12 protein-coding genes are annotated in these 24,730 nt (G+C 71.6%); 8 read left to right on the top strand and 4 right to left on the bottom strand.

Annotated features, from left to right (window positions below; all coding sequences use genetic code 11):
- Positions 1 to 14 precede the first annotated feature (14 nt).
- On the bottom strand, positions 15 to 12,275 hold the full coding sequence (locus C7M71_RS25700) for a type I polyketide synthase (protein WP_114914564.1): 12,261 nt from the start codon (positions 12,273 to 12,275) through the stop codon (positions 15 to 17).
- A gap of 277 nt (positions 12,276 to 12,552) precedes the next feature.
- Here C7M71_RS25700 and C7M71_RS25695 point away from each other — a divergent pair, with 277 nt between their 5' ends.
- From C7M71_RS25695 to C7M71_RS25680, 4 genes are all read left to right on the top strand, one after another.
- Complete coding sequence (locus C7M71_RS25695; protein WP_111490195.1) at positions 12,553 to 13,962, top strand: NDP-hexose 2,3-dehydratase family protein; 1,410 nt, start codon at positions 12,553 to 12,555, stop codon at positions 13,960 to 13,962.
- A 50-nt stretch (positions 13,963 to 14,012) separates the two neighbouring features.
- Positions 14,013 to 15,005 (top strand): Gfo/Idh/MocA family protein, encoded by a 993-nt coding sequence (locus tag C7M71_RS25690; protein WP_111490196.1) that lies wholly within the window; start codon positions 14,013 to 14,015, stop codon positions 15,003 to 15,005.
- A gap of 81 nt (positions 15,006 to 15,086) precedes the next feature.
- Positions 15,087 to 15,743 carry a TetR family transcriptional regulator gene (locus tag C7M71_RS25685; RefSeq protein WP_111490197.1) on the top strand — a complete coding sequence of 219 codons (657 nt, stop codon included), beginning with the start codon at positions 15,087 to 15,089 and terminating at the stop codon, positions 15,741 to 15,743.
- 21 nt (positions 15,744 to 15,764) lie between these two features.
- Positions 15,765 to 16,490, top strand: a complete 726-nt coding sequence (locus C7M71_RS25680) for a VC0807 family protein (protein ID WP_175607745.1) — start codon at positions 15,765 to 15,767, stop codon at positions 16,488 to 16,490.
- A gap of 87 nt (positions 16,491 to 16,577) precedes the next feature.
- Here C7M71_RS25680 and C7M71_RS25675 read toward each other — a convergent pair whose 3' ends face one another.
- Entirely contained in the window at positions 16,578 to 17,465 is an 888-nt protein-coding gene (locus tag C7M71_RS25675) for a substrate-binding domain-containing protein (protein WP_111490198.1), read from the bottom strand.
- Between the two features lie 174 nt (positions 17,466 to 17,639).
- Entirely contained in the window at positions 17,640 to 18,890 is a 1,251-nt protein-coding gene (locus C7M71_RS25670) for an ABC transporter substrate-binding protein (protein WP_111490199.1), read from the bottom strand.
- A 426-nt stretch (positions 18,891 to 19,316) separates the two neighbouring features.
- Here C7M71_RS25670 and C7M71_RS25665 point away from each other — a divergent pair, with 426 nt between their 5' ends.
- The 3 genes from C7M71_RS25665 to C7M71_RS25655 are packed head-to-tail and all read left to right on the top strand — an operon-like array spanning position 19,317 to position 22,130.
- A complete protein-coding gene (locus C7M71_RS25665; RefSeq protein WP_111490200.1) occupies positions 19,317 to 19,529 on the top strand; it encodes a ferredoxin in 213 nt (70 codons plus the stop codon).
- The gene (locus tag C7M71_RS25660; RefSeq protein ID WP_111490201.1) at positions 19,519 to 20,883 is read left to right on the top strand and encodes an NAD(P)/FAD-dependent oxidoreductase; all 1,365 of its coding nucleotides are present in this window, start codon (positions 19,519 to 19,521) and stop codon (positions 20,881 to 20,883) included. The genes C7M71_RS25665 and C7M71_RS25660 overlap by 11 nt, the downstream gene beginning before the upstream one ends.
- 38 nt (positions 20,884 to 20,921) lie before the next feature.
- A complete protein-coding gene (locus tag C7M71_RS25655) occupies positions 20,922 to 22,130 on the top strand; it encodes a cytochrome P450 (RefSeq protein WP_111490202.1) in 1,209 nt (402 codons plus the stop codon).
- A 91-nt stretch (positions 22,131 to 22,221) separates the two neighbouring features.
- Here the strand turns inward: C7M71_RS25655 and C7M71_RS25650 are convergent, their stop codons facing one another.
- Positions 22,222 to 23,775 (bottom strand): aldehyde dehydrogenase (NADP(+)), encoded by a 1,554-nt coding sequence (locus C7M71_RS25650; RefSeq protein ID WP_162824372.1) that lies wholly within the window; start codon positions 23,773 to 23,775, stop codon positions 22,222 to 22,224.
- A gap of 163 nt (positions 23,776 to 23,938) precedes the next feature.
- Between C7M71_RS25650 and C7M71_RS25645 the strand changes: the two genes are divergently transcribed.
- Positions 23,939 to 24,718, top strand: coding sequence for an IclR family transcriptional regulator (locus C7M71_RS25645; RefSeq protein WP_111490204.1), 780 nt, complete (start codon positions 23,939 to 23,941; stop codon positions 24,716 to 24,718).
- Positions 24,719 to 24,730: the final 12 nt, after the last annotated feature.

The raw sequence follows: 24,730 nt of genomic DNA, 5'->3' as shown, positions 1-24,730 counted from the left end.
GACGGGGTGTCGGCTCAGGAAATCCCGAGTTCCCTGTCAATCAGGTCGAACATGTCCTGGTCGGTGGCGGCGACGAGTTCGTCGTCGACGGCGGCGGTCTCCTCGGCCGGTTCGCCGTCCGGACCCGCCCATGCGTCCAGCAGGGCGCGCAGCCCTTCGGTGATCGCCCGCCGGGTGTCCGGGTCCGCCGCCTGCCGGAGGGCGGTCTCCACCTGCTGGAGTTCGGCGGGTACCGCGTCGGAGCCGGGCAGTGGGAGCGGCAGTTCGGCGTGCAGATACTCGGCGAGCGCATTCGGCGTCGGGTGGTCAAACACCAGCGTCGCCGGAAGCTTCAGCCCGCTTGCCGTGGCGAGCCGGTTGCGCAGTTCGACGGCGGTCAGCGAGTCGAAGCCCATCTCGCGGAAGGCCCGCCCCGGCTTGACCGCGCTCGCCGAGGAGTGGCCCAGCACGGCACCGGCGTGCGTACGGACCAGTTCGACCAGCCTGCGCCGGCGCTTGGGCTCCGGGAGAGCGGTCAGCTGCCGCAGCAGCTCCGATCCCCTGTCGTCCTCGGGCGCGGGGGTGTCCGCCGCCGTCTGCCGGGCGGCGAGCAGCTCCCGTACCTCGGGCACCTCGTCCAGCAGCGGACGGTGCCCGTGCGCGGAGTAGGCCGGCAGGAACCGTTCCCAGCGGATGTCGGCGACCACCAGCGCGGTCTCCTCGGCGGACACGGCCTCGTGCAGGACCTGCACCGCCGATTCGGGCGACATCCCGGGTACGCCACGGCGGCGCAGTTGCTCGGCCACGGCCTCGTCCACCATGCCGCCCCCCGCCCAGGCACCCCAGGCGACGGAGGTGGCGGGCCTGCCCTGGGCGCGGCGCCGTTCGGCCAGCGCGTCGAGGTGGGCGTTGGCCGCCGCGTACGGGCCCTGGCCGCCGTTGCCCCAGACACCGGCGCCGGAGGAGAAGAGCACAAACGCCTCCAACGGGTGGTCCGCCAGCAGCGCATCGAGGTTGAGCGCGCCGGTGACCTTGGCGTGTACCGCCGCCACCGCCTCGTCCACGGGGGTCTCCGCGAGTGGCCGGGCCTCCCCCACGACTCCGGCGGTGTGCACGACCGCAGTCAGCGGGAGGCCGTCGGGGACGGTGTCCAGCAGCCTGGCGACCGCCGCCCGGTCGGTCACATCGCAGGCGGCGACGGTGACCCGGCAGCCCGCGCCGGTGAGTTCGTCGTACAGCTCGGTGGCCCCGGGGGCGTCGAGGCCGCTTCGGCTGGTCAGCAGAAGGTGCTCGGCGCCGCTGCGGGCGAGCCACCGGGCGACATGGGAGCCGAGCGCGCCGGTCCCGCCGGTCACCAGGACGGTGCCATGGGGACGCCATGGCTCGCCGCTACCCCGCGCCGGATCGAATGGCGCACGGACCATGCGCCGTACCTGGACGCCGGACCGGCGTACCGCGAACTCGTCCTCACCGCCATCGGCGCCGCCGCTGCTCAGCAGGCCGACCAGGCGCTGCATCGACAACTCGTCCGGCACAGCGGGGAGATCCACCAGCCCGCCCCGCCGCTCCGGGTCGTCCAGTCCGACCACCCGGACCAGCCCCCGCACCGCCGCCTGGGCGGGGCTGACGGCCCCATCCGCAGCCCCGGTGGAGACCGCGCCCCGGGTGACGCACCACAGCCGGGCGCGCAGGTCGGCGTCCTCCAGGGCCTGGGCCAGGGCGATGGTGCCGAGCAGCCCTCGCGAGACACCGGCGCCATGGCTGCTGTCCGCCTCGTCCAGGGCCAGCAGCGACAGGACACCTACGGGCGGTTCGGCCGTACCAACCCCGGCGGCCAGCAGTTTCGCGAGCCCTGCGCGGTCGGCGTCGGCGGGCACGGACACCTCGGCCACCTGGGCCTGGGTGCCACGGAGTTGCTTCAGCAGACCCTGGACGAGGTCGTCGTCCTGGTGACCCTCGGGGACAGCGACCAGCCAGGCGCCATGGAGCTCGGCGCGGGGCGGCTCCGGCTGGGGCCGCCAGACGACCCGGTACCGCCAACCGTCCACCGTGCTGCGCTGCTTGCGATTCTTACGCCAGGACGACAACGCGGGCAGCACCTCGCCCAGCGAACCTCCGTCCGCCAGACCCAGCGTCGCCGCCAGACCCTCCAGGTCCTCACGCTCGACGGTCTCCCAGAACCGCGCATCCACCGGATCAGCCGCCGTCAAAGGCCGCGTCGGCTCCAGCCAGTACCGCTGCCGCTGGAAGGCATACGTCGGCAACTCCACCCTGCGCGGCTCAAGCCCAGCGAACGCCGGAGCCCAATCCACCGCCACGCCGTGCACCCACAGCTCGCCCAGCGAGGCATAGAACCGCTCCGGACCACCCTCACCACGGCGCAACGTCCCCGTCACCACCACCTCGGCGTCGGCCGCCTCGGCAGTCTCCTGCACCGGCATCGTCAGCACCGGATGCGGACTCACCTCCACAAACACCCGATGGCCCTCACCCAGCAGAGCACGCACCGAAGGCTCAAGCTGCACCGTCTGCCGCAGATTCGTGTACCAGTACTCCGCGCCCAACCCCGAGGTGTCCAGCCACTCCCCGGTCACCGTCGAGAAGAACGGCACCCCACCACTCACCGGCACGATCGGCGCCAGGACCTCCGCCAACTCCCCGCGGATCGCCTCCACATGCGCCGAATGCGACGCATAGTCCACCTCGATCCGCCGAACCCGCACCCCCCGTCCCTCACACAGCGCCATCAACTCATCCAGCGCATCCGCGTCACCGGAGACCACCACCGACGACGGACCGTTCACCGCCGCCACCGACACCCGACCCGCAAACCCACCCAGCAACTCATCAACGTCCAGCCGGGGCAACGCCACCGACACCATGCCCCCGCGTCCGGCCAGCGCCACAATCGCCCGGCTCCGCAACGCCACCACCCGCGCACCATCCGCCAGACTCAAACCCCCCGCCACCACAGCCGCAGCAATCTCCCCCTGCGAATGCCCCACCACCGCAGACGGCACCACACCGAACGAACGCCACAACTCAGCCAGCGACACCATCACCGCCCACAGCACCGGCTGCACCACATCCACCCGGTCCAACCCAGGCGCACCCTCAACCCCACGCAACACACCCGTCAGCGACCAGTCCACAAACGGCGCCAACGCCGCCTCACACGCCGCAACCCGCTCCGCGAACACCGGCGAGGCATCCAACAACCCCACCGCCATCCCCACCCACTGCGCCCCCTGCCCCGGAAAAACAAACACCGGCCCACGCCCAACATCGGCAGCCGAACCCTCAGCCACCACCCCCGCCCCCACCACAACCGCCCGATGCTCAAACACCGACCGCGACCGCAGCAACGACCAACCCACATCCACCGGCGAACCAGCCACCAACCCCAGCCGCTCCACCTGCCCCCGCAACGCCTCACCCGACCGCGCCGACACCACCCACGGCACCACCACACCACCAGCCGCCGAAGCAGCAGCAGCAGCACCAGACGAGCCGGAAGGAACCAACTCCCCCTGCTCGACAATCACATGCGCATTCGTCCCACTGATCCCAAACGACGAGACACCCGCCCGCCGAGGCCGCCCGTACTCCTCCCAGGGCCTGGCCTCCGACAGCAGCTCCACCGCGCCCGACGACCAGTCGACGTGCGGCGACGGCTCGTCCACATGCAACGTCGCCGGCAGCACCCCATGCCGCATCGCCAGCACCATCTTCATCACCCCGGCCACACCCGAAGCCGTCTGGGTGTGCCCGATGTTGGACTTCACCGACCCCAGCCACAACGGCCGCCCGGCCTCGCGCTCCTGCCCATAGGTGGCCAGCAGCGCCTCCGCCTCGATCGGGTCACCCAGCGTCGTCCCCGTGCCGTGCGCCTCCACCACATCCACATCAGCGGCCGACAGTCCGGCATTGGCCAGCGCAGCCCGGATCACCCGCTGCTGCGAAGGGCCGTTCGGCGCCGTCAGACCGTTGCTCGCACCGTCCTGGTTGATCGCCGAACCCCGTACCACCGCCAGCACCTCATGCCCGAGGCGCCGCGCGTCCGACAACCGCTCCAGTACGACGATCCCGGCGCCCTCCGACAGCGCGAACCCGTCGGCCGCCGCCGCAAAGGGCTTGCACCGCCCGTCCGGAGCCAGACCCCGTTGCCGACTGAACGCAATGAACGGCCCCGGGTCGGACATGACCATCACAGCCCCGGCCAGCGCCAGCGAGCATTCGCCGGACCGCAGCGCCTGCACCGCCAGATGCATCGCCACCAGCGACGACGAGCACGCCGTGTCCACCGTCACCGCCGGCCCTTCCAGACCCAGCGTGTACGCGATGCGCCCGGAAGCCACACTCGATGCGGCGCCGGTCGCGAGGTACCCCTCCGCCTCACCGGCCGCAGCGCGCAGTCGGCTGCCGTACTCCTGGTCGGCCAGGCCCACATAGACGCCGGTCGTACTGCCGCGCAGGGACTTGGGGTCGAATCCGGCCCGCTCCAGCGCCTCCCACGAGGTCTCCAGCAGCAGCCGCTGCTGCGGGTCCATCGCCAACGCCTCACGCGGCGAGATCCCGAAGAACGCGGCATCGAAGTCACCCGCGTCATGCAGGAATCCGCTCTCCCGCACATAGCTGGTCCCGGCCCGGTCCGGGTCGGGGTCGTACAGGGCGTCCAGATCCCATCCCCGGTCGGTCGGGAACTCCGACACCACATCCAGCCCGTCGCGCACCACCCGCCACAGATCCTCGGGCGACCGCACCCCGCCAGGGAAGCGGCAGCTCATCGCGACGATCGCGATCGGGTCGTCCCCATCGGCGGCGGGAGTCGGCACCGCGACCGGGGCCGCCTCCGGCTTACGCTCCCCAAGGGCCTGTGCACCGAGGTAGTCGGCCAACGCCGCAGGGTTCGGGTGGTCGAAGACGACCGTGGTGGGCAGGCGCAGCCCCGTGGTCCGGCCGAGGCGATTGCGCAGTTCGACCGCCGTCAGCGAGTCGAAGCCCAGGTCCTTGAAGGCCCGTTCCGCATCCACGGCCCCGGCGCTGCCGTGCCCCAGCACCAGGGCGACATGCTCCCGTACGAGGTCGAGCAGCATCCGGGAGCGCTGTCCGCTGTCCAGGCCCTCCAACTGCCGGGCGAGCGCTGCCGCCGGCGGCTGACCGGCGTCCTCCTCCTCGGCGGCGGGCTGTGCCTCCGGTATCTCCTCCAGCAGTCGGCTCTGCCGGACGGAGGTGAACACCGCCCCGAACCGCTGCCAGTCCACATCCGCGACGGCCACCAGGGTCTCGTCGTGGTCCAACGCCTGCTGGAGCGCCGCGACGGCGGTCTCCGGATCGATGACGGGTACGCCACGGCGGCGCAGTACGTCCTGGATGGAGTCGGCGATCATGCCGCCGCCCGCCCAGGGCCCCCAGGCGATCGACAGTACGGGCAGTCCGTCCGCGCGCCGCTGTTCGGCACGGGCGTCGAGCATCGCGTTGGCAGCGGCGTAGACGCCGTGGTCGGCCACGCCCCAGGTGCCGGAGATGGAGGAGAAGTAGACGACGGCATCGAGTTCGGCGGGGTCGAGTACGGCGTCGAGGTTCGCGGCACCGGCGACCTTTCCGGCGAGGGCGGCAGCCAGATCCGCCGTCCCGGCCTCGGTCAGTGCGCCCAGTTCGCTGACCCCGGCGGCGTGCACCACGGCCCGGATCACCTCGCCGCCGTCCTGCTCGACCCGGCGTACGAGGTCGGCCAGCGCCTCCCGGTCGGCGACATCGCAGGCGGCCAGGGTCACCCGGGTGCCGTGCGCCTGGAGCTCGTCGCGCAGCTCGGCGGCCCCGGGCGTCTCGGCGCCCCGGCGGCCGGTGAGGACGAGGTGGTCCGCGCCGTTTGCGGCCAGCCAGCGGGCCATCCGGGCACCCAGCGCGCCGGTGCCCCCGGTGACGAGCACCGTGCCGCGCGGATGCCAGGCCCGCCGCGCGGGCTTTCCGCCGAGGGGTGCGCGGACGAGTCGGCGCCCGAACAGCCCGGAGCCGCGTATCGCCAGCTGGTCCTCCGCACCTCCTGCGGCCAGCACGTCCACCAGCAGTTCCGCCGCGCGCTGGTCGGCCGTGCCGGGCATGTCCACCAGGCCGCCCCAGCAAGTGGGGTCCTCAAGTGCGGCGACCCTGCCGAGGCCCCAGACCCCGGCCTGTACGGGGTTGGCCGGTGCCACGTCGCCCGCAGCCGCGACCGCTCCCCGTGTGACGCACCACAGCGGAGCCGCGACCCCGGCGTCACCCAGGGCCTGCACCAGCGCGAGGCTCATGGCCAGGCCGGCGGGTACGGCAGGCTGCACGGCATCCGGGGTCTCGTCCAGGGCCAGGAGGGACAGCACTCCGGCGTACGCCTCCGCCCCGAGACGCTCGGCGAGACGCGCCCGGTCGGCATCCTGCGCATCCACGACAAGCGTCCGGACCTGGGACGCGCTTGCTTCCAGCGCCCGCAAGGTTCCCTGGACCAGTTGGTCATCCTGGAGCGCGGCCGAGGTGACCAGCAGCCAGGGGCCATGGAGTTCGGCACGGGGCGGTGCGGGCTGGGGCCGCCAGGCGATGGTGTACCGCCAACCGTCCACCGTGCTGCGCTGCTTGTGGTTCTTACGCCAGGACGACAGCGCGGGCAGCACCTCACCCAGCGAACCGCCGTCCGCCAGACCCAGCGTCGCCGCCAGACCCTCCAGGTCCTCACGCTCGACGGTCTCCCAGAACCGCGCATCCACCGGATCAGCCGCCGCCGCAGGCCGCCCAGACTCCAGCCAGTACCGCTGACGCTGGAAGGCATACGTCGGCAACTCCACCCTGCGCGGCTCAAGCCCAGCGAACGCCTGAGCCCAATCCACGGACACGCCGTGCACCCACAGCTCGCCCAGCGAGGCATAGAACCGCTCCGGGCCACCCTCACCACGCCGCAACGTCCCCGTCACCACCACCTCGGCGTCAACGGCCTCGGCAGTCTCCTGCACCGGCATCGTCAGCACCGGATGCGGACTCACCTCCACAAACACCCGATGGCCCTCACCCAGCAGAGCACGCACCGAAGGCTCAAGCTGCACCGTCTGCCGCAGATTCGTGTACCAGTACTCCGCGCCCAACCCCGAGGTGTCCAGCCACTCCCCGGTCACCGTCGAGAAGAACGGCACCCCACCACTCACCGGCACGATCGGCGCCAGGACCTCCGCCAACTCCCCGCGGATCGCCTCCACATGCGCCGAATGCGACGCATAGTCCACCTCGATCCGCCGAACCCGCACCCCCCGCCCCTCACACACGGCCATCAACTCATCCAGCGCATCGGCATCGCCCGAGACCACCACCGACGACGGACCGTTCACCGCCGCCACCGACACCCGACCCGCAAACCCACCCAGCAACTCATCAACCTGGACCCGGGGCAGCGCCACCGACACCATCCCGCCACGCCCGGCCAACGCCACAATCGCCCGACTCCGCAACGCCACCACCCGCGCGCCATCCGCCAGACTCAGACCCCCCGCCACCACAGCCGCAGCGATCTCCCCCTGCGAATGCCCCACCACAGCCGCAGGCTCCACCCCGAACGACCGCCACAGCTCGGCCAGCGACACCATCACCGCCCACAGCACCGGCTGCACCACATCCACCCGGTCCAACCCAGGCGCACCCTCAACCCCACGCAACACATCCGCCAGCGACCACTCCACAAACGGCGCCAACGCCCCCTCACACGCCGCAACCCGCTCCGCGAACACCGGCGAGGCATCCAACAACCCCACCGCCATCCCCACCCACTGCGCCCCCTGACCCGGAAAAACAAACACCGGCCCACGCCCGACATCGGCAGCCGAACCCTCGGCCACCACCCCCGCCCCCACCACAACCGCCCGATGCTCAAACACCGACCGCGACCGCAGCAACGACCAACCCACATCCACCGGCGAACCAGCCACCGACCCCAGCCGCTCCACCTGAGCCCGCAACGCCTCACGCGACCGCGCCGACACCACCCACGGCACCACCACACCATCGGACGAGTCGGAACGCTCCGGCTCCCCCACCGGCTCGGCCTGCTCGATGATCACGTGCGCGTTCGTCCCACTCACCCCGAACGACGACACCCCCGCCCGCCGAGGCCGCCCGTACCCCTCCCACGGCCTGGCCTCCGACAGCAACTCCACCGCACCCGACGACCAGTCCACATGCGACGACGGCTCATCCACATGCAACGTCGCCGGCAGCACCCCATGCCGCATCGCCAGCACCATCTTCATCACACCAGCCACACCCGACGCAGCCTGCGCATGCCCGATGTTCGACTTCACCGACCCCAACCACAACGGACGACCCGCATCCCGCCCCCGCCCATACGTGGCCAGCAACGCCTCCGCCTCGATCGGATCACCCAGCGTCGTCCCCGTACCGTGCGCCTCCACCACATCCACATCAGCAGCCGACAACCCCGCACCCGCCAACGCAGCCCGAATCACCCGCTGCTGCGCCAACCCACTCGGCGCCGTCAACCCATTACTCGCACCGTCCTGATTGATCGCCGAACCCCGCACCACCGCCAACACCTCATGCCCAAGGCGCCGCGCATCCGACAACCGCTCCAACACCAGCACACCGACACCCTCGCCCCAACCGGTTCCATCCGCCGCCGCGGCAAAGGGCTTGCACCGCCCGTCCGGAGCCAGACCCCGCTGCCGGCTGAACTCCACGAAGAGACCAGGGCTGGACATCACGGTGGCACCACCCGCGAGCGCCAGCGAGCATTCACCGGACCGCAGCGCCTGCACCGCAAGATGCATCGCCACCAACGACGACGAGCACGCCGTGTCCACCGTCACCGCCGGCCCTTCCAGACCCAGCGTGTACGCGATGCGTCCGGAAGCCACACTGGTCGTGGTCCCGGTGAGGACGTGGCCCTCCACCCCTTCGCCCGCTTCGTGCAGTCGCGGCCCGTACTCCTGCGACATCGCACCGATGAAGACACCCGTGAGGCTGCCGCGCACCGATCCGGGCTCGATACCGGCCCGCTCCAGCGCCTCCCACGAGGTCTCCAGCAGCAACCGCTGCTGCGGATCCATCGCCAACGCCTCACGCGGCGAGATCCCGAAGAACGCGGCATCAAAACTGCCCGCGTCCAGGAAGCCTCCTTCGCGCGCATAGGTCTTGCCCGAGAGTTCAGGATCGGGGTCGTACAGGGAGTCCAGATCCCATCCCCGGTCGGTCGGGAACTCCGACACCACATCCAGCCCGTCGCGCACCACCCGCCACAGATCCTCGGGCGACTGCACACCGCCTGGGTAACGGCAGCTCATCGCGACGATGGCGATCGGCTCACCCGGTGCGGCGGCCACCGGCACGGCGCTCTGCTCGGGGTGACCGGTTCCCTGCCGTTCGTTGTCGATGTGCTGCGCGAGCCGTGCAGGCGAGGAGTGGTCGTACAACACGGTCGTGGGGAGCTTCAGCCCGACGGCCGTGTTCAGGCGGTTGCGCAGCTCGACGGCGGTGACCGAGTTGAACCCGAGTTCCTTGAAGGAGCGCTTCGGGTCGATCGCATCCGGGTCCCTGTGGCCGAGCACCACGGCCGCGTGCTCCCGTACCAGGTCCAGCGTCGCCCGACCCTGGTCGGCAGGGTTCACCGCAAGTTCGCGTACGGGCTCCTCGGCAGTACCCAGCCAGTAGTGCTCGCGTTGGAAGGCGTACGTCGGCAGGTCGACCGTACGCGGCTCAAGCCCGGCAAACGCCGGAGTCCAGTCCACCGCCACGCCACGGACCCATAGCTCGGCGAGCGAGGCATAGAACCGCTCGGGGCCACCCTCACCACGCCGCAGCGTCCCGGTGACCACCGCCTCGGACCCTACGGCCTCAACGGTCTCCTCGATCGGCATCGTCAGCACCGGATGCGGACTCACCTCGACAAACGCCCCATGCCCCTCACCCAGCAGGGCCCGCACCGAAGGCTCAAGCTGCACCGTCTGCCGCAGATTGGTGTACCAGTACTCCGCGTCCAGACCGGAGGTGTCCAGCCAGTCCCCCGTCACCGTCGAGAAGAACGGCACCGTGCCGGACATAGGCGCGATCGGTGCCAGGACCTCCGCCAACTCCTCGCGGATCGCCTCCACATGGGCCGAATGCGACGCATAGTCCACCTCGATCCGCCGAACCCGCACCCCCCGCCCCTCACACACAGCCATCAACTCATCCAGCGCATCCGCGTCACCGGAGACCACCACCGACGACGGACCATTCACCGCCGCCACCGACACCCGACCCGCAAACCCACCCAGCAACTCATCAACGTCCAGCCGGGGCAACGCCACCGACACCATCCCGCCGCGCCCGGCCAACGCCACAATCGCCCGGCTCCGCAACGCCACCACCCGCGCACCATCCGCCAGACTCAGACCCCCCGCCACCACAGCCGCAGCGATCTCCCCCTGCGAATGCCCCACCACAGCCGCAGGCTCCACCCCGAACGACCGCCACAACTCAGCGAGAGAGACCATCACCGCCCACAGCACCGGCTGCACCACATCCACCCGGTCCAACCCAGGCGCACCCTCAACCCCACGCAACACATCCGCCAGCGACCAATCCACAAACGGCGCCAACGCCCCCTCACACTCACCCAACCGCGCAGCAAACACCGGCGAGGCATCCAACAACCCCACCGCCATCCCCACCCACTGCGCCCCCTGACCCGGAAAAACAAACACCGGCCCACGCCCAACATCGGCGACCGAACCCTCAGCCACCACCCCAGCCCCCACCACAACCGCCCGATGCTCAAACACCGACCGCGACCGCAGCAACGACCAACCCACATCCACCGGCGAACCAGCCACCAACCCCAGCCGCTCCACCTGCCCCCGCAACGCCTCACCCGACCGCGCCGACACCACCCACGGCACCACCACACCACCAGCCGAACCGGAACGCTCCGGCTCCCCCACCGGCTCGGCCTGCTCGACGATCACATGCGCATTCGTCCCGCCCATGCCGAAGGAGGACACACCCGCCACCAGCGGCCGTCGTCCCCCTCCCGAAGCCCACTCGGCCGTCTCCTGCTGCACCCGCAGTCGCAGCTGCTCCAGGGCAATGTCGGGGTTCGGCGCAGCGAAGTTCAGGCTCGGCACCAACCGGCCGTGCTCCAGGCACAGCACCACCTTGAGCAGGCCGGCGATCCCGGCCGCGCCCTCCAGGTGGCCGATGTTCGTCTTGGCCGAGCCGACCCGCAGTGGGGACTTGCGGCTCGGGGCTGTGCCGAAGGCGGCCCCCAGCGCCGCCGCCTCGATCGGGTCGCCGACCCGGGTTCCGGTGCCGTGCAGTTCGACATAGCCGATGTGGCCGGGGTCGACTCCGGCGCGGGCGCAGGCGAGGCGGAGGACCTCTTCCTGGGCGGCGGGGTCCGGCGTGGTCAGGCTCTCGCCGGTGCCGTCGTTGTTGACCGCGCCGCCGCGGATGACGGCCCGGATGCGGTCGCCGTCCGCCAGGGCCCTGGCCAGCGGCTTGAGGACGACCAGGCCGCCGCCCTCTCCCCGGACGTAGCCGTTGGCACGGGCGTCGAAGGTGAAGCACTGCCCGTCCGGGCTCAGGGCGCCGAAGCGGGCCGCCGCGATGGTGGTCTCGGGTGCGAGGTTGAGGTGGACCCCGCCCGCGAGTGCCAGGTCGCAGTCGCCGTTGCGCAGGCTGTCGCAGGCCATCTGGACGGCGACCAGCGAGGAGGACTGCGCGCTGTCCACGGTCATGCTGGGGCCGCGCAGTCCGAGGGCGTAGGAGAGGCGGTTGGCGATGAGTCCCCGGTTGAGTCCGGGCATGGTGTGGTGCCCGACCGCCTCCTGACCCTGCTGGTGGACCAGGGCGGCGTAGTCCTCGACGGTGGCTCCGACGAACACTCCGGCGCGGCGGCCCCGTATCCCGTCGGCGGCGATCCTGGCGTTCTCCAGGGCCTCCCAGCCCAGTTCGAGGACCAGCCGCTGCTGCGGGTCCATGGCTGCGGCCTCGCGCGGCGAGATACCGAAGAAGGCGGCGTCGAAGGCGCCCGGGGCGTCCAGGAATCCACCCCGTGCCGGAATGCTCCGCCCATCGGGTGCGACTGCCGCCTGTGCCGCGAGGGTGCGGTCCCATCGGCCTTCCGGGACGTCGGTGATCGCGCTGCGGCCCTGTTCCAGCAGTTCCCAGTACGCGTCGGGGTCTGCTGCCCCGGGGAGGCGGCAGGCGAGACCCACGACCGCGATCGGCTCCGACGGCGACGATGAAGGAATCGAGGAGTCCACGGTTACCGACTCGGTCATCGACAGCGCTCCAAACACCCGGGTGACAGGATCACGGCCGCTTCACCGTTACACAGCGCAGAGCACGCAAAGGGCTCTCACCGCCAGCTCTAGGGGAACTCCTAACCGGTGGATCGGCCCGCCCCCATAGCCGGGTGTGCCGCCACGGACAAGTGGCAGAGTCTAGGCGTACGCCCGAATTCCCTGAGGCAGGCTGCGGTGGCAGTGGGCGGTCCGCGTACGAGGCGGATCCGCCCGGTGTCCGGCCCCGGAGCCTGAGCCAGCGAGAGGCAGAGCGATGCACAACACCAGCGCAGCGCCACCGTTGCGCCATCCCGATGTCCGGTTGGCGGCGCGGCTTGCGGCTTCCGCCGCCGCTGTCGACGGCGGGGTGATGAGCAACGCGGAATTCCTCGCCTGGTTCGGGGAGCGGCAGCGGGAGCAGGCCCAGCAGGTGAGCCGGATTCCCTTTGCCGAGCTGCGGGATTGGGGATTCGACCCCGATACCGGGGATCTCCGGCATCGCAGTGGACGGTTCTTCGCCGTCCAGGGTCTGCGGGTCCGTTCCGATTTCGGGCCGGTCCGTGAATGGGCGCAGCCCATCATCCACCAACCGGAGATCGGCATTCTGGGGATTGCGGTCCGCGATATCGGCGGGGTGCTCCATCTGCTGATGCAGGCCAAGTCGGAGCCGGGCAATGTCAACGGTGTGCAGTTGTCGCCGACCGTGCAGGCGACCAAGAGCAACTACACCCGGGTGCACGGTGGTTCGGCCGTCCCGTATCTGGGGTGCTTCCGGGACTGCCCGCCGGGGCGGGTGCTGGCGGACGTGCTCCAGTCGGAGCAGGGTTCGTGGTTCTTCCGGAAGCGCAACCGCAACATGGTGGTCGAGGTCGGTCCCGAGGTCGAGGCGACCGAGGACTTCTGCTGGCTGACGTTGGGCCAGGTGAATGCGCTGCTGGGGTCCGAGAACCTGGTCAACATGGACGCGCGGACGGTGCTCTCCTGCATACCGGACTGGCAGAGCGGCAGCGACGGCGACGGCGAGGCAGCCGACAGCGCACGGACCGGCAGTCTCCACACCGACACCGAGATCCGCAGCTGGATCACCCGCCGCCGGGCCGAGCACGAGGTCGCCACGGAGCCGCTGCCGCTGGCCGAGGCGACCGGCTGGCACCGTACGGAGAAGGCCATCGCACATGAGCGCGGGCTGTTCTTCAGCGTCGTGGCGGTGGATGTCAGCTCGCATCGGCGGGAGGTGCCCGCCTGGTCGCAGCCACTGCTGGAACCGCACGGGATCGGCATCGCGGCGCTGCTGGTGAAGCGGATCGGCGGCGTGCTGCATGCGCTGGTCAATGCGCGGGTGGAGCCGGGCTTCCTGGACGTCCTGGAGCTGGCGCCGACCGTGCAGTGCACGCCGGAGAACTACGCGCACCTGCCCGCCGACGACCAGCCGCCCTTCCTGGAGGAGGTGCGACGGCGGCAGCCCGGTCGGACCTGGTTCGACACCGTACTGTCGGAGGAGGGCGGCCGTTTCCAGCATGCCCAGAGCCGCTATCTGATCATCGAGGTGGGGGACGACTTCCCCACCGCGGTCCCCGAGGACTTCCGTTGGATGACACGGTGCCAGCTCGACACCCTGCTGCGGTACAGCCATCACCTGAATGTGCAGGCCAGGACCCTGGTCGCGGCACTCCGGTCGCTGTGAAAGCGCCGCAGGTGGAACCGGCCCAAACGGAACCGGCCCAGGCCAGGCCAGTGCGGTTCGGCGCGCTCGGCACGTCCTCCATCGCCTGGCGGCGCGCGCTGCCGACGCTGGCGTCCGCCCCGGGGATCGACCTGGTGGCGGTGGCCGGCCGCAGCCCGGAGAAGACCGGGCGGTTCGCCGCCCGCTTCGGCTGCGAGGCATCCGCCCCCGAGGCCCTGCTGGAGCGCGACGACCTCGACGCGGTGTACATCTCGCTGCCCACCTCCCTGCACCACGCCTGGACGGCCGAGGCACTGCGCGCGGGCAAGCACGTCCTGGTCGAGAAGCCGATCGCGGTCGACGCGGCCGAGGCGCGTGACCTGGTGCGCCTTGCCGAGGCCCGCGACCTGGTGCTCCGCGAGAACTTCATGTTCCTGCACCACCCGCAGCACAGCGCCGTGGCGGACCTGCTGGCGAAGGGGCGGCTCGGTGAGCCGAGCGCGCTGCACAGCGCGTTCTGCATCCCGCCGCTGCCGCCGGACGACATCCGGTACGTGGCGGAGCTGGGCGGCGGTGCTCTGCTCGACGTCGGGGTCTACCCGCTGCGGGCGGCCTGCCTGCTGCTGGGCGGCGGGCTCCGGGTGGCGGGGGCCACGCTGCGCACCCGGGCGTCGGACGGGCTCGACCTGTCGGGTCAGGCGCTGCTGGTCTCCCCCTCGGGGGTGCTGGCCGACATCGGTTTCGGATTCGAGCACAGCTATCGGTCGTCGTACTCGCTCTGGGGCGACCGGGCCCGGCTCACGGTGGACCGGGCCTTCACTCCGCCTCCCGCGTACCAGCCGACGCTGGTGCTGGAGGAGCAGGACCATGTGGAGCACTTCACGTTGCCTGCGGCGGACCAACTGCGGCGCTGCTTCACCGACTTCGCCGAGGCGGTCCGGACCGGCGGCGCGGCGTCCGCTCCCGAGGAGATCCGCCGGCGCGACGACGCGGTGGCCTGCATGGAGCTGGTCGACGCGATCCGTGAACAGGCGCTGCGCGTGCCGGTCGCCGACCGCCCTTGAGCCGCAGGGCGGCCGGGCAGCCCCGATACCCCGACGGCACAAGGCTGGTGACCGATTTCTTGACCGTGCTACTTTCTACCCGTGGGTACGAAGCGCGGCGGGGCGCACGGCGGCCGCACCCTCACGGAAGAGGCCCGACGGGCGCAGATCGTGCAGGCGGCGATCGAGACCGTCGCGGAACTCGGCTATCCCTACGCCTCCTTCAGCCGGGTCGCCAAACGCGCGGGGCTGAGCAGCACCGGGATGATCTCCTACTACTTCGCCGGGAAGTCCGAACTCATCGCCGAAGTGATGGCCACCATCTTCCGCGTCGCCGGAGAGATCACGGTGCCCAGGATGGAGCGCGAGCGGACGTACCGGGGCAAACTGCGGGCCTACATCGAGTCCAGCTTCACCTTCATGGAGCGGTATCCGGCGCACACGATGGCCCTGATCGAGATCGTCATCGGCTCCCGGTTCCGCGACGTTGCGGCCATGGGGCCGGTCGAGCAGGCCGTCGCCTCCGTCGATGCGCTGGTCGACTGCCTCAACAAGGGGCGCAGCGCGGGCGAGTTCGGGGAGTTCGACCCGCTGGTGATGGCCATCGCCATCCGGGGCGCGATCGACAACGCGCTGCGGCAGCACATGTTCGATCCCGATATCGACCTCGCGAGATGCGGCAGAGAGATCGCGGAGATATTCGACCGCTGCACCCGCACCGATCCACCGTCCGAATCGACGGGGGACAGCCAGCCGTAGAACCTGAGGAGTATGCCTGCGATGTCCGCGGCCCCCGTGAACCGTGCCGATCCGACCGACGGCCGGGCGGCCGGCGGCAAGGACACCTCGCGCGTTCACTTTCTGGTGACCATCCTCTGCGACATCGTGCTTCCGGTGGCGCTGTACTACCTCCTCCGGGCCTCGGGGCGCGGTGAGATCACCTCGCTGCTGATCAGCGGGTCGGCGCCGGCGCTGCATACGGTCTACTCCGTCATCCGGCACCGGAAGATCGACTCCATCGGCGTCTTCACCGTCGCCATCCTGGTGCTCGGCGCCCTGGGGTCCCTCATCACCGGCAGCCCTCGGGTCGCTCTGGCGAGGAACGGCGCCTTCACGGCGCTGGCCGCGCTGTGGCTGCTGGGGACCCTCTTCGCCGCGCGGCCGTTCACCTACCGGGCACTCAAGGCCCTGCTGCCGGGCAAGTCCGACCTGCTCGAACGGCTCTGGGAGACCGAGGCGTCGTTCCGCAGGGTCTGGCGGGGGCTCACCGTGCTCTGGGGGTGCGGGCTCCTGGTCGACGCCGTCCTGCGGGTGGTGATGGCGTACACGCTTCCGGTCGACACGGTGCCCGCGCTGGACGGCGCCCTGTATGCCGTGACCTGGCTGGTCCTCCAGGTCACCACCCATGTGACGCTCTTCCGGACGGGCGTCTTCCAGATGCTCTTCGGCAAGCCTCGCGGCACCGCCAAGCCACCCGACGACGCCGAGGCCCAGAACCCGGCCTAGCGCCCGCCGCGACCCGCCGCAGCCGCCGCAGCCCCAGCCGCAGCCGCCGCAGCCGCAGCCGCAGCCGCAGCGACCGTGCAGCGCCGGTCAGCCGTTGATGCCCGTGGCGACGGCCTCCAGGAAGTCCGCGTAGGCGCCGGGGCTGCATGGGGCTTCGGGGTTCCAGGCGACGGTGCGGCCGTGCGCGCCGTCCAGCAGCTGCCGCCACTGCGGGATGGAGTCCAGTTCTGCGGCGCCGGACGCATTGCCGCGCACATCGTGGAGGATGACGTCGGGGCGCAGCTCCACGGCCGCGTCCCAGTCGGTGGACCGCCAGCTCTTCCCTGCGCCCGCTCCGGGGTCGAGCAGGTCGGCTCCCTGGTCGGCCAGGTGGCGCAGGTCCGGCCAGGCGTCGGGGCGGGCGAGGTGTACGGAGTCGCCGCCGTCTCCGGAGAGGGCGAGGATCCGCAGGCCGGGGTGGTCCCGCGCGGCCTGTTGCAGGGTGCTCTCGGCGGCGGTGAGGCGTTCCGGCGCCGCTGCGGGCGGAGCTGCCGCCGGGTCGGCCCCGAGGGCCACCGCCAGGTCGCGGAAGCGGTCCAGGATGGCGGGCAGCGACCTGCCGCCGCCGACCCGCAGGGCGACGGTGGGGAGGTCGCTCTCCAGCCGCCGGGCGGTCTCGGCGGGGAGGCCGTAGAGCGCGTCGTCGTCGTAGACGACGCCGACGACGAGCTGCGGCCGGGCCTCGCGCAGGGCGGTCTCGTCCAGGCTGCCGCCGGACCCGAAGTACGCCACCTCGCCCGGCGGGATCGCGCCGGTCTTCACCGGGTCGGGCCGGGCGCCGTCGTGCTGCGAGCCGAACAGCCCGCAGGGGCGCAGCCCGAAGTCCCACAGGGTGGCGGCGGACCGGGCATACCCCACGATCCGCTCGGGACGCTCGGGGGCACCCGTCCTCCTGCCCCGGTCATCCACGAACTCCCATGCGCCATCGCCGACCACGGTTCTCCCTCCCCCGCACCGGATCAAGGTCCCCGCCTGGGAACGCTGTCCTTCCCACCATGGATGTCCTGCTCCCCGGGCGCAAGGGCCGGGTGGGGGCGAACCGCTCCCGGGCAGGTCCCCGGCGGAGCAACGTTCGTGCTCCGCCGGGGAGATGGGGAGGCGTCGGCAGTGCTACTTGACGGCCTTCATGGCCGCCACGAACTCCTTCGGCGTGGTCTTGCCGGAGAAGAGCTTGCTGACCTCCTCCAGCATCGGCGTGGAGCGGTCGGCCGGCAGCGCCTGGTCCCAGGAGAGGGTGAACGCGGGCGCCGTCTGCACCATCACGTACTGGAAGGAGGCGAGTTCCGGGTTGGGCGCCGAGGTGAGCATCAGGCCGGCGATGGAGGAGGTGGGGATGTCGCCGTTCTTGACCAGGGACATCGCATAGTCCTCGGAGGCCATGGTCTTGACGAACTCGATCGCCGCGTCCTTGTGCTTGGTGTGGGTGTTGATGGACCAGTAGTTGCTGGGGTTGCCGACCACGTCGGCGGCGTTGCGGGCGCCGCCGGCCACGGTCGGGAAGGCGGTCCAGCCCATGTTGTTCTTGGCGAACTCCGGGTACTTGCCCAGCTGGGTCGAGTACTCCCAGGAGCCCATCAGGTGCATGGCCGCCTTGCCCTTGGCGAAGAGGGTCGGGGCGGCGCCGGTGGTGTAGGAGACACGGGTGAAGTCGGAGCCGAAGGCGCCGTCGTCGACGAGCTGCTTGACGGTCTCGGCCGCCTTGAGCACTGCCGGGTCGCCCCAGCCGGAGGAGTCACCGTCCTGGATCTTGGCGAAGACCTTGGCGCCGCCGATGCGGTCCACCAGGTACTCCAGCCACATCAGTTCGGGCCAGGTGTTGGCGCCGCCCAGCGCGAACGGGGTGATGCCCTTGCCCTTGAGGGTGGCCATGATCTGCTCAAGCTCGTCCCAGGTCTTGGGCGGCTTGAGGTGGTTCTGTGCGAAGACGGACTTGTTGTAGAAGAGGATCACCGGCTGCATCCCTCGCATCGGGATGCCGTAGATCCGGTCCTTCAGGCCGCCGGCCTTGAGCACGGAGGGCAGGAAGGCGCTGTTCAGCTTGGGGTCGTCCTGGATCAGGTCGGTGAAGTCGACCAGCTGGCCCTTGTCGACATACGGCTTGATGGAGCCGCCGCCCCAGTTGAAGAAGATGTCCGGGGCGCTGGTCGAGTTCATCGCCTCGCGCAGCTTGTCGACGTAGTCGGCGCCGGGTATCTCGACCAGCTTCACCTTGACCGAGGACGTCTTGTTGAAGCTGGCCACGGCGGCCCGCTGGACGTCCACCGAGTCGTCGCCGTAGATGTAGGCGGTGATGGTGCCGCCCGTGTCGCGTGCTTCGGTGCTGCCGGAGCCGCATCCGGCGAGGGCACCTGCCATCGCCATCGCGGCTGCCACCGCGAGCCATCTCTGTCTGTGTGTCCTGCTGCCCGCCACGCCCGACCCCACGGCTGCTCCCCATCGAAGGTTTCGCCCATATGGCGAATGTTTCCGGGAACCGTATGGCCAAGTTTTGCGGAGCGTCAAGATTCGTGATCATCACGACACTTCCTCCCTTACCAGCAGTCACACCCGTACCGGCCCCATCGCGACTTTCGGCGAGTCCTGAACGGCGTGCGAGCCAGTGGCTCCACGCCCTCCGGAGGGCGGCTTCGAAAGTTTCGAAACGAGGGGCGCCCTTCTCCCGCTCACCCTGCGTAAACCCACCGACGGAGTACCACCGCCCGCGCCGCCGCCGGATCGGAGGTACGACGGAGACGACGGGTGTCGCGGCGGGCGTCGCGGCGGGAGGGGCGGGAGGAGTGGCTCGGGATGAACATCGTCGTCGACCTCAACCGCTGCCAGGGCTATGCGCAGTGCGCGTTCCTCGCCCCGGACGTCTTCGAGATGCATGGCGAGGAGGCCCTGCTGTACACCCCGGTCGCCCCGGAGCAGCAGCGCGAACGCGTCCGCCGGGCCGTGGCGGCCTGCCCGGTGCAGGCCATCCTGGTGGACGACGGGGAGGCGGACGCCGATGTCCGATGACCTGCGCAAGGGGCGGATCGTCATCGTCGGCGCGTCGCTGGCCGGGCTGCGCGCCGCCGAGACGCTGCGCGAGGAGGGCTTCACCGGCTCGCTGACCCTGGTCGGGGAGGAGCCCCACGGCCCGTACGACAGGCCGCCGCTCTCCAAGCAGGTGCTGCTCGGCCGGGTGGCGGCAGCGGACACCCGGCTGCCCCGGCGCCGTGCGGTGGACGCCCGGTGGAGGCTCGGCGTACGCGCCACCGGGGTCGACCCCATCGAGCGGCGGGTCCTGCTCTCCGACGGCGGGGAGCTGCCCTTCGACCGGCTGCTGATCGCCACCGGGACCCGGGCCCGGCCCTGGCCCAACCCCGCCGAGGCCGCCCTGGACGGCGTCTTCACGCTGCGCACCAGCGATGACGCGGCCGGTCTGGCCGAGCGGCTGGCCGCCGGGCCGCGACGGGTGCTGGTGATCGGCGCCGGGTTCACCGGTTCGGAGATCGCCTCCGCCTGCCGGGAGCGCGGGATCGAGGTGACGGTCGCCGAGCGCGGCCCCGCCCCGCTGGTCGGCGCGCTCGGCGGGACGCTCGGGGCGCTGGCCGCGACCTTGCAGCGCGCCCATGGCGTCGATCTGCGCTGCGGGGTGACGGTCACCGCGCTGAAGGGCGACGGCCGGCTCACCGGCGCCGAGCTCTCCGACGGCTCCACGATCGACGCCGACGTCGCCGTGGTCGCCCTGGGAGCCGTCCGCAACACCGAATGGCTGGCCGACTCCGGGCTCGCCGCAGGCCGGCTCGGGGTGGCCTGCGACGCGGGGTGCCGCGCCTTCGACATGTACGGCATCGTCACCGACGAGATCTTCGTCGCCGGGGACGTGGCCCGCTTCCCGCACCCGCTCTTCGAGTACCAGATGCTCTCCCTGGAGCACTGGGGCAATGCGGTGGCACAGGCCGAGGTGGCGGCGCACAACATGGTCAACCCCGGGCCGCGCAGACTCCCGCACCTGGCGGTACCGGCCTTCTGGTCCAGCCAGTTCGGGCTCAACATCAAGTCGGTCGGCGTGCCCACCTTCTCCGACCAGGTGGTCATCGCCCAGGGCTCGCTGAGGGAGGCTCGGCTGGTCGCCGTCTACGGCTACCGGGGGCGCGTCACGGCGGCCGTGAGCGTCAACCGGGCCAAGTGGCTGGAGTACTACCGGCATCTGATCGAGACGGCGGCCCCGTTCCCGCCCGAGCCCGGCGCCGCCGACCGGCCGGAGACCCTGGCCCCCGTCCCCTCCGCCGTGCCGGACCCGAAGGTGCTCTCGCACGGCCCGACCGTCGCCCTCACCGGTCATCTGCCCGACCGGCGCCTGACCCTGCTGCGGCCGGCCGGCTGAGACCACCGCCTTCCCCCACCGATGAGGAGCCCCCGCGCATGGCTGCGGACACCCTGCTGCACCGGATCACCGACTACGCCAACCGCGCCGACCCCTATCCGCTCTACGCCGAACTCCGCGAGAGCAAGGTGGCGCGGCAGGACGACGGCAGCTATCTGGTCGGCACCTACCACGACATCGCAGCCCTGCTCCATGACCCGCGCATCAGCTCCGACCGCCGCAACCGCACCGTCCCGGACCTGATCGACACCGCCGACGAGGGGCTGCCGCCGTCCTTCATCGCGGTCGACGACCCCGAACACGACCGGCTCCGCCGCCTCGCGATGCGGCCCTTCGGCCCGCCCCACACCCCGGGCCGGATCGATGGCATGTACGAGGCCATCACCCAGGTCGCCGAGGACCTCATCGCCGGCTTCCAGGGCAGGGACCGGATCGACATCGTCGACGACTTCGCCTATCCGCTCCCGGTCACCGTGATCTGCCGGCTGCTGGGCGTACCGCGCGACGACGAACCCCGGTTCCACGCCTGGTCGAACACGATCGTCGAGAGCCTCGACCCCTCCCCCGGCCAGAACCCCGAGGAGCACCGGCACGCGGGCCGGGAGGCCCGCCGGGCGATGGGCCTGTACCTGGGGGAGCTGGCCGAGGGGCGCCGCGGCCACCCGTCCGACGACCTGCTCTCCGCATTCGTCAACGACGACGGCCCCGATGGGCGGCTCACCCGGCCGGAGCTGATGACCACCGCCGTCCTGCTGCTCATCGCCGGCCATGAGACGACCGTCAACCTGATCACCAATGGCATGCTCACCCTGCTGCGCCACCCCGAGGAGCTGGAACGGCTGCGCGGCGCACCCGAGTTGATGCCCCGGGCGGTGGAGGAGCTGCTGCGCTATGAGCCGCCCGTGCAGATGCTGCCGCAGCGCACCCCGCTGGCCGACCTCGAGGTCTCCGGCACCGCCGTCCCCCGGGGCGCCCCGCTCATCCTGATGCTTGCCTCCGGCAACCGGGACCCGGTGCGGTTCCGCGACCCCGACCGCTTCGACCCGACCCGCGAGGACAACCGGCACTTCGGCTTCGGCAGCGGCATCCACAACTGCTTCGGCGCCCCGCTCGCCCGGCTGGAGACGCAGATCGCGCTTCATGCGCTGCTCCGGCACCTGGACAGGCCCCGGCTGGTCGAGGATCCGCCCCCGTACCGGAGCAGCCCGGTGCTGCGCGGTCCCCGCCACCTGCCGATCGAGCGCTGACGTCCGCCGCGCCTGCCCGCGTCCGGCGCGGCGGTGTGCGGTCCCCGGCCGTGGGCGGCGCGGCCGGGGACCGTGCGGGGCACTGGTGTGGTCAGCCCTCCAGGACGCCGTCCACCAGGCGGGTGATGCCCAGCGGGTTGGCGTCGTGCAGCTCCGCCGGGAGCAGCGGCTGCGGGGTGTTCTGGTAGACGACCGGGCGCAGCCAGCGCTCGATCGCGGTGGCGCCGACCGAGGTCGAGCCGCTGGTGGAGGCGGGGTAGGGGCCGCCGTGCTGCATGGCGGGGGCGACCGTGACGCCGGTGGGCCAGGAGTCGACCACCACCCGTCCGGCCAGCGGGGTGAGCCGGGCGAGCAGGTCGGCGGTCTCGGCGCCGTGCTCGTCGGGGGCGAGTTGGACGGTGGCGGTGAGGTTGCCCTCCAGGCGGGCGAGCACCGCCGTCAGCTCCGCTGTGGAGCGGTAGCGCACGAGCACGGTGACCGGGCCGAAGCACTCGTCCAGCAGCAGGTCGTGGGCGCCGCCGTCGGCGAGCCTGGCGGCGGGCACCGCAAGCAGGGCGGGGCGCACGGCGAGCGGGGCGCCGCCGGTGGGGGTCTCGTCGGCGGGGGTCTCGTCGGCGGGCAGCAGCCGCTCCACCTCGGGCAGTCCGGCCCGGGTGCGGACGCCGGACAGGAACGCCTCCCGCATCCGGGGGTCCAGCAGCGGGCCGGTCGGGGCCTTGGCCGCCGCGGTGGCGGTCGCGGTGGCGACCGCGTCGCCGGCTGCGCCGGCCGGGAGCAGCACCAGGCCGGGCTTGACGCAGAACTGACCCATGCCCAGGGTGTAGGACCCGGCCAGGCCGGTGCCGATCTCCTCGGCGCGGGTGTCGGCGGCCCGCTCGGTGACCACCACCGGGTTGAGGCTGCCCAGTTCGCCGTGGAAGGGGATGGGGCGGGGCCGGGCGGCGGCGATGTCGTACAGCGCGCGCCCGCCGCGCACCGAGCCGGTGAAGCCGACGGCGGCGGTGAGCGGGTGGCGTACCAGCGCGGGGCCCGCCTCGAAGCCGTGGACCAGGCCGACGACGTCCTCCGGCAGTCCGGCCTTGGCGGCGGCGCGGCGCAGGATGCGGGCGCAGAGAGCGCTGGTGGCCGGGTGGTCGGGGTGGGCCTTGACCACCACGGGGCAGCCGGCGGCCAGGGCGCTGGCGGTGTCCCCGCCGGGGACGCTGAAGGCGAGCGGGAAGTTGCTGGCAGCGAAGACCGCGACGACGCCCAGCGGCACCTTGATCCGGCGCAGGTCCGGGCGGGGCGCGGGCTGGGCGGCGGGGTCGGCGTGGTCGATCACCACGCCGAGGTAGGAGCCGTCCGCCACCACATCGGCGAAGGCCCTCAACTGGTAGCAGGTGCGGGCGAGTTCCCCGGTGAGGCGGCCGGTGCCGAGCGCCGTCTCGGCGTCGGCGGTGGCGATCACCTCGTCGGCCGACTCCTCCAGCAGGGCGGCGGCGGTGCGCAGCAGCTCCCTGCGTACGGCCCGGTCCGCGAGGGCGGGCAGGGCGGCGGCTGCCGCGCGTACGGCGGTGTCGACGTCGGCGGCCGAGGACTCCACCGCGACCTGTTCGCGCTGCTCTCCGGTGCGCGGGTCGGCGCTCCATACTGGGGCGGTATCCACAGTCGCAACCTCCCGATTGCTGTGCTGCGGGGCGAGGGGGCGCGCTCTCTGCTCGTCGCCGCACACCCCGACTCGCCCGCACACTGGCGTTCCGTATACTGAACGACGTACATCTTGCTGAACTTGCAGGACAATACGTTGCGTGACAGAAGGGGTCAAGGGCATGTCCGTGCCGAGCACCGCCGCAGCGGGCGGCTCCCAGGTGAAGTCCGCACTGCGGACGGTCGAGCTGCTGGAGTTCTTCGCCCGCCGGCCCGGAATGCACAGCCTCGCCGAGGTACAGGCGGCTCTGAGCTACCCGAAGAGCAGCCTCTACATGCTGCTGCGCACCCTGGTCGAGCTGGGCTGGGTGGAGACCGACGGCACCGGCACCCGGTACGGGATCGGGGTGCGGGCGCTGCTGGTGGGCGCCTCGTACATCGACGGTGACGAGGCGGTGGCGGCGGCCCGACCGGTCCTGGACCGGCTGGCCGACGACACCACCGAGACCATCCACTTCGCCCGGCTGGACGGCACGGACGTGGTCTACCTCTCGACCCGCCAGTCCCAGCACAGCCTGCGGCCGTTCACCCGGGTGGGGCGGCGACTGCCCGCGCATGCCACCTCGCTCGGCAAGGCGCTGCTGGCCACGCACACCGACGACCAGGTGCGGCAGCTGCTGCCGGAGCGGCTGGAGGCGGTCACCGAGCACACCATCACCGACCGCGAGCGGCTGATCGAGGAGCTGCGGACGGTCCAGGAGCACGGCTATGCGGTCGACCGCGAGGAGAACACCGCCGGCCTGCGCTGCTTCGGCATCGCCGTCCCGTACCGCAGCCCCGCCCGGGACGCGGTGAGCTGCTCGGTGCCGGTGGCCAGGCTCACCCCCGGCCGGGAGCAGATGATCCGGGACGCCCTCTTCGACGCCCGGGACCGGCTCACCCTGGCCTGCCGGCACCTGTAGCCGGCCGCTCCG

Origin of the sequence: Peterkaempfera bronchialis (genome assembly GCF_003258605.2) — a bacterium.
Lineage (GTDB): Bacteria > Actinomycetota > Actinomycetes > Streptomycetales > Streptomycetaceae > Peterkaempfera > Peterkaempfera bronchialis.
The sequence above is the reverse complement of the archived record's forward strand: the minus strand, read 5'-3'. Positions and strand labels throughout refer to the sequence as shown.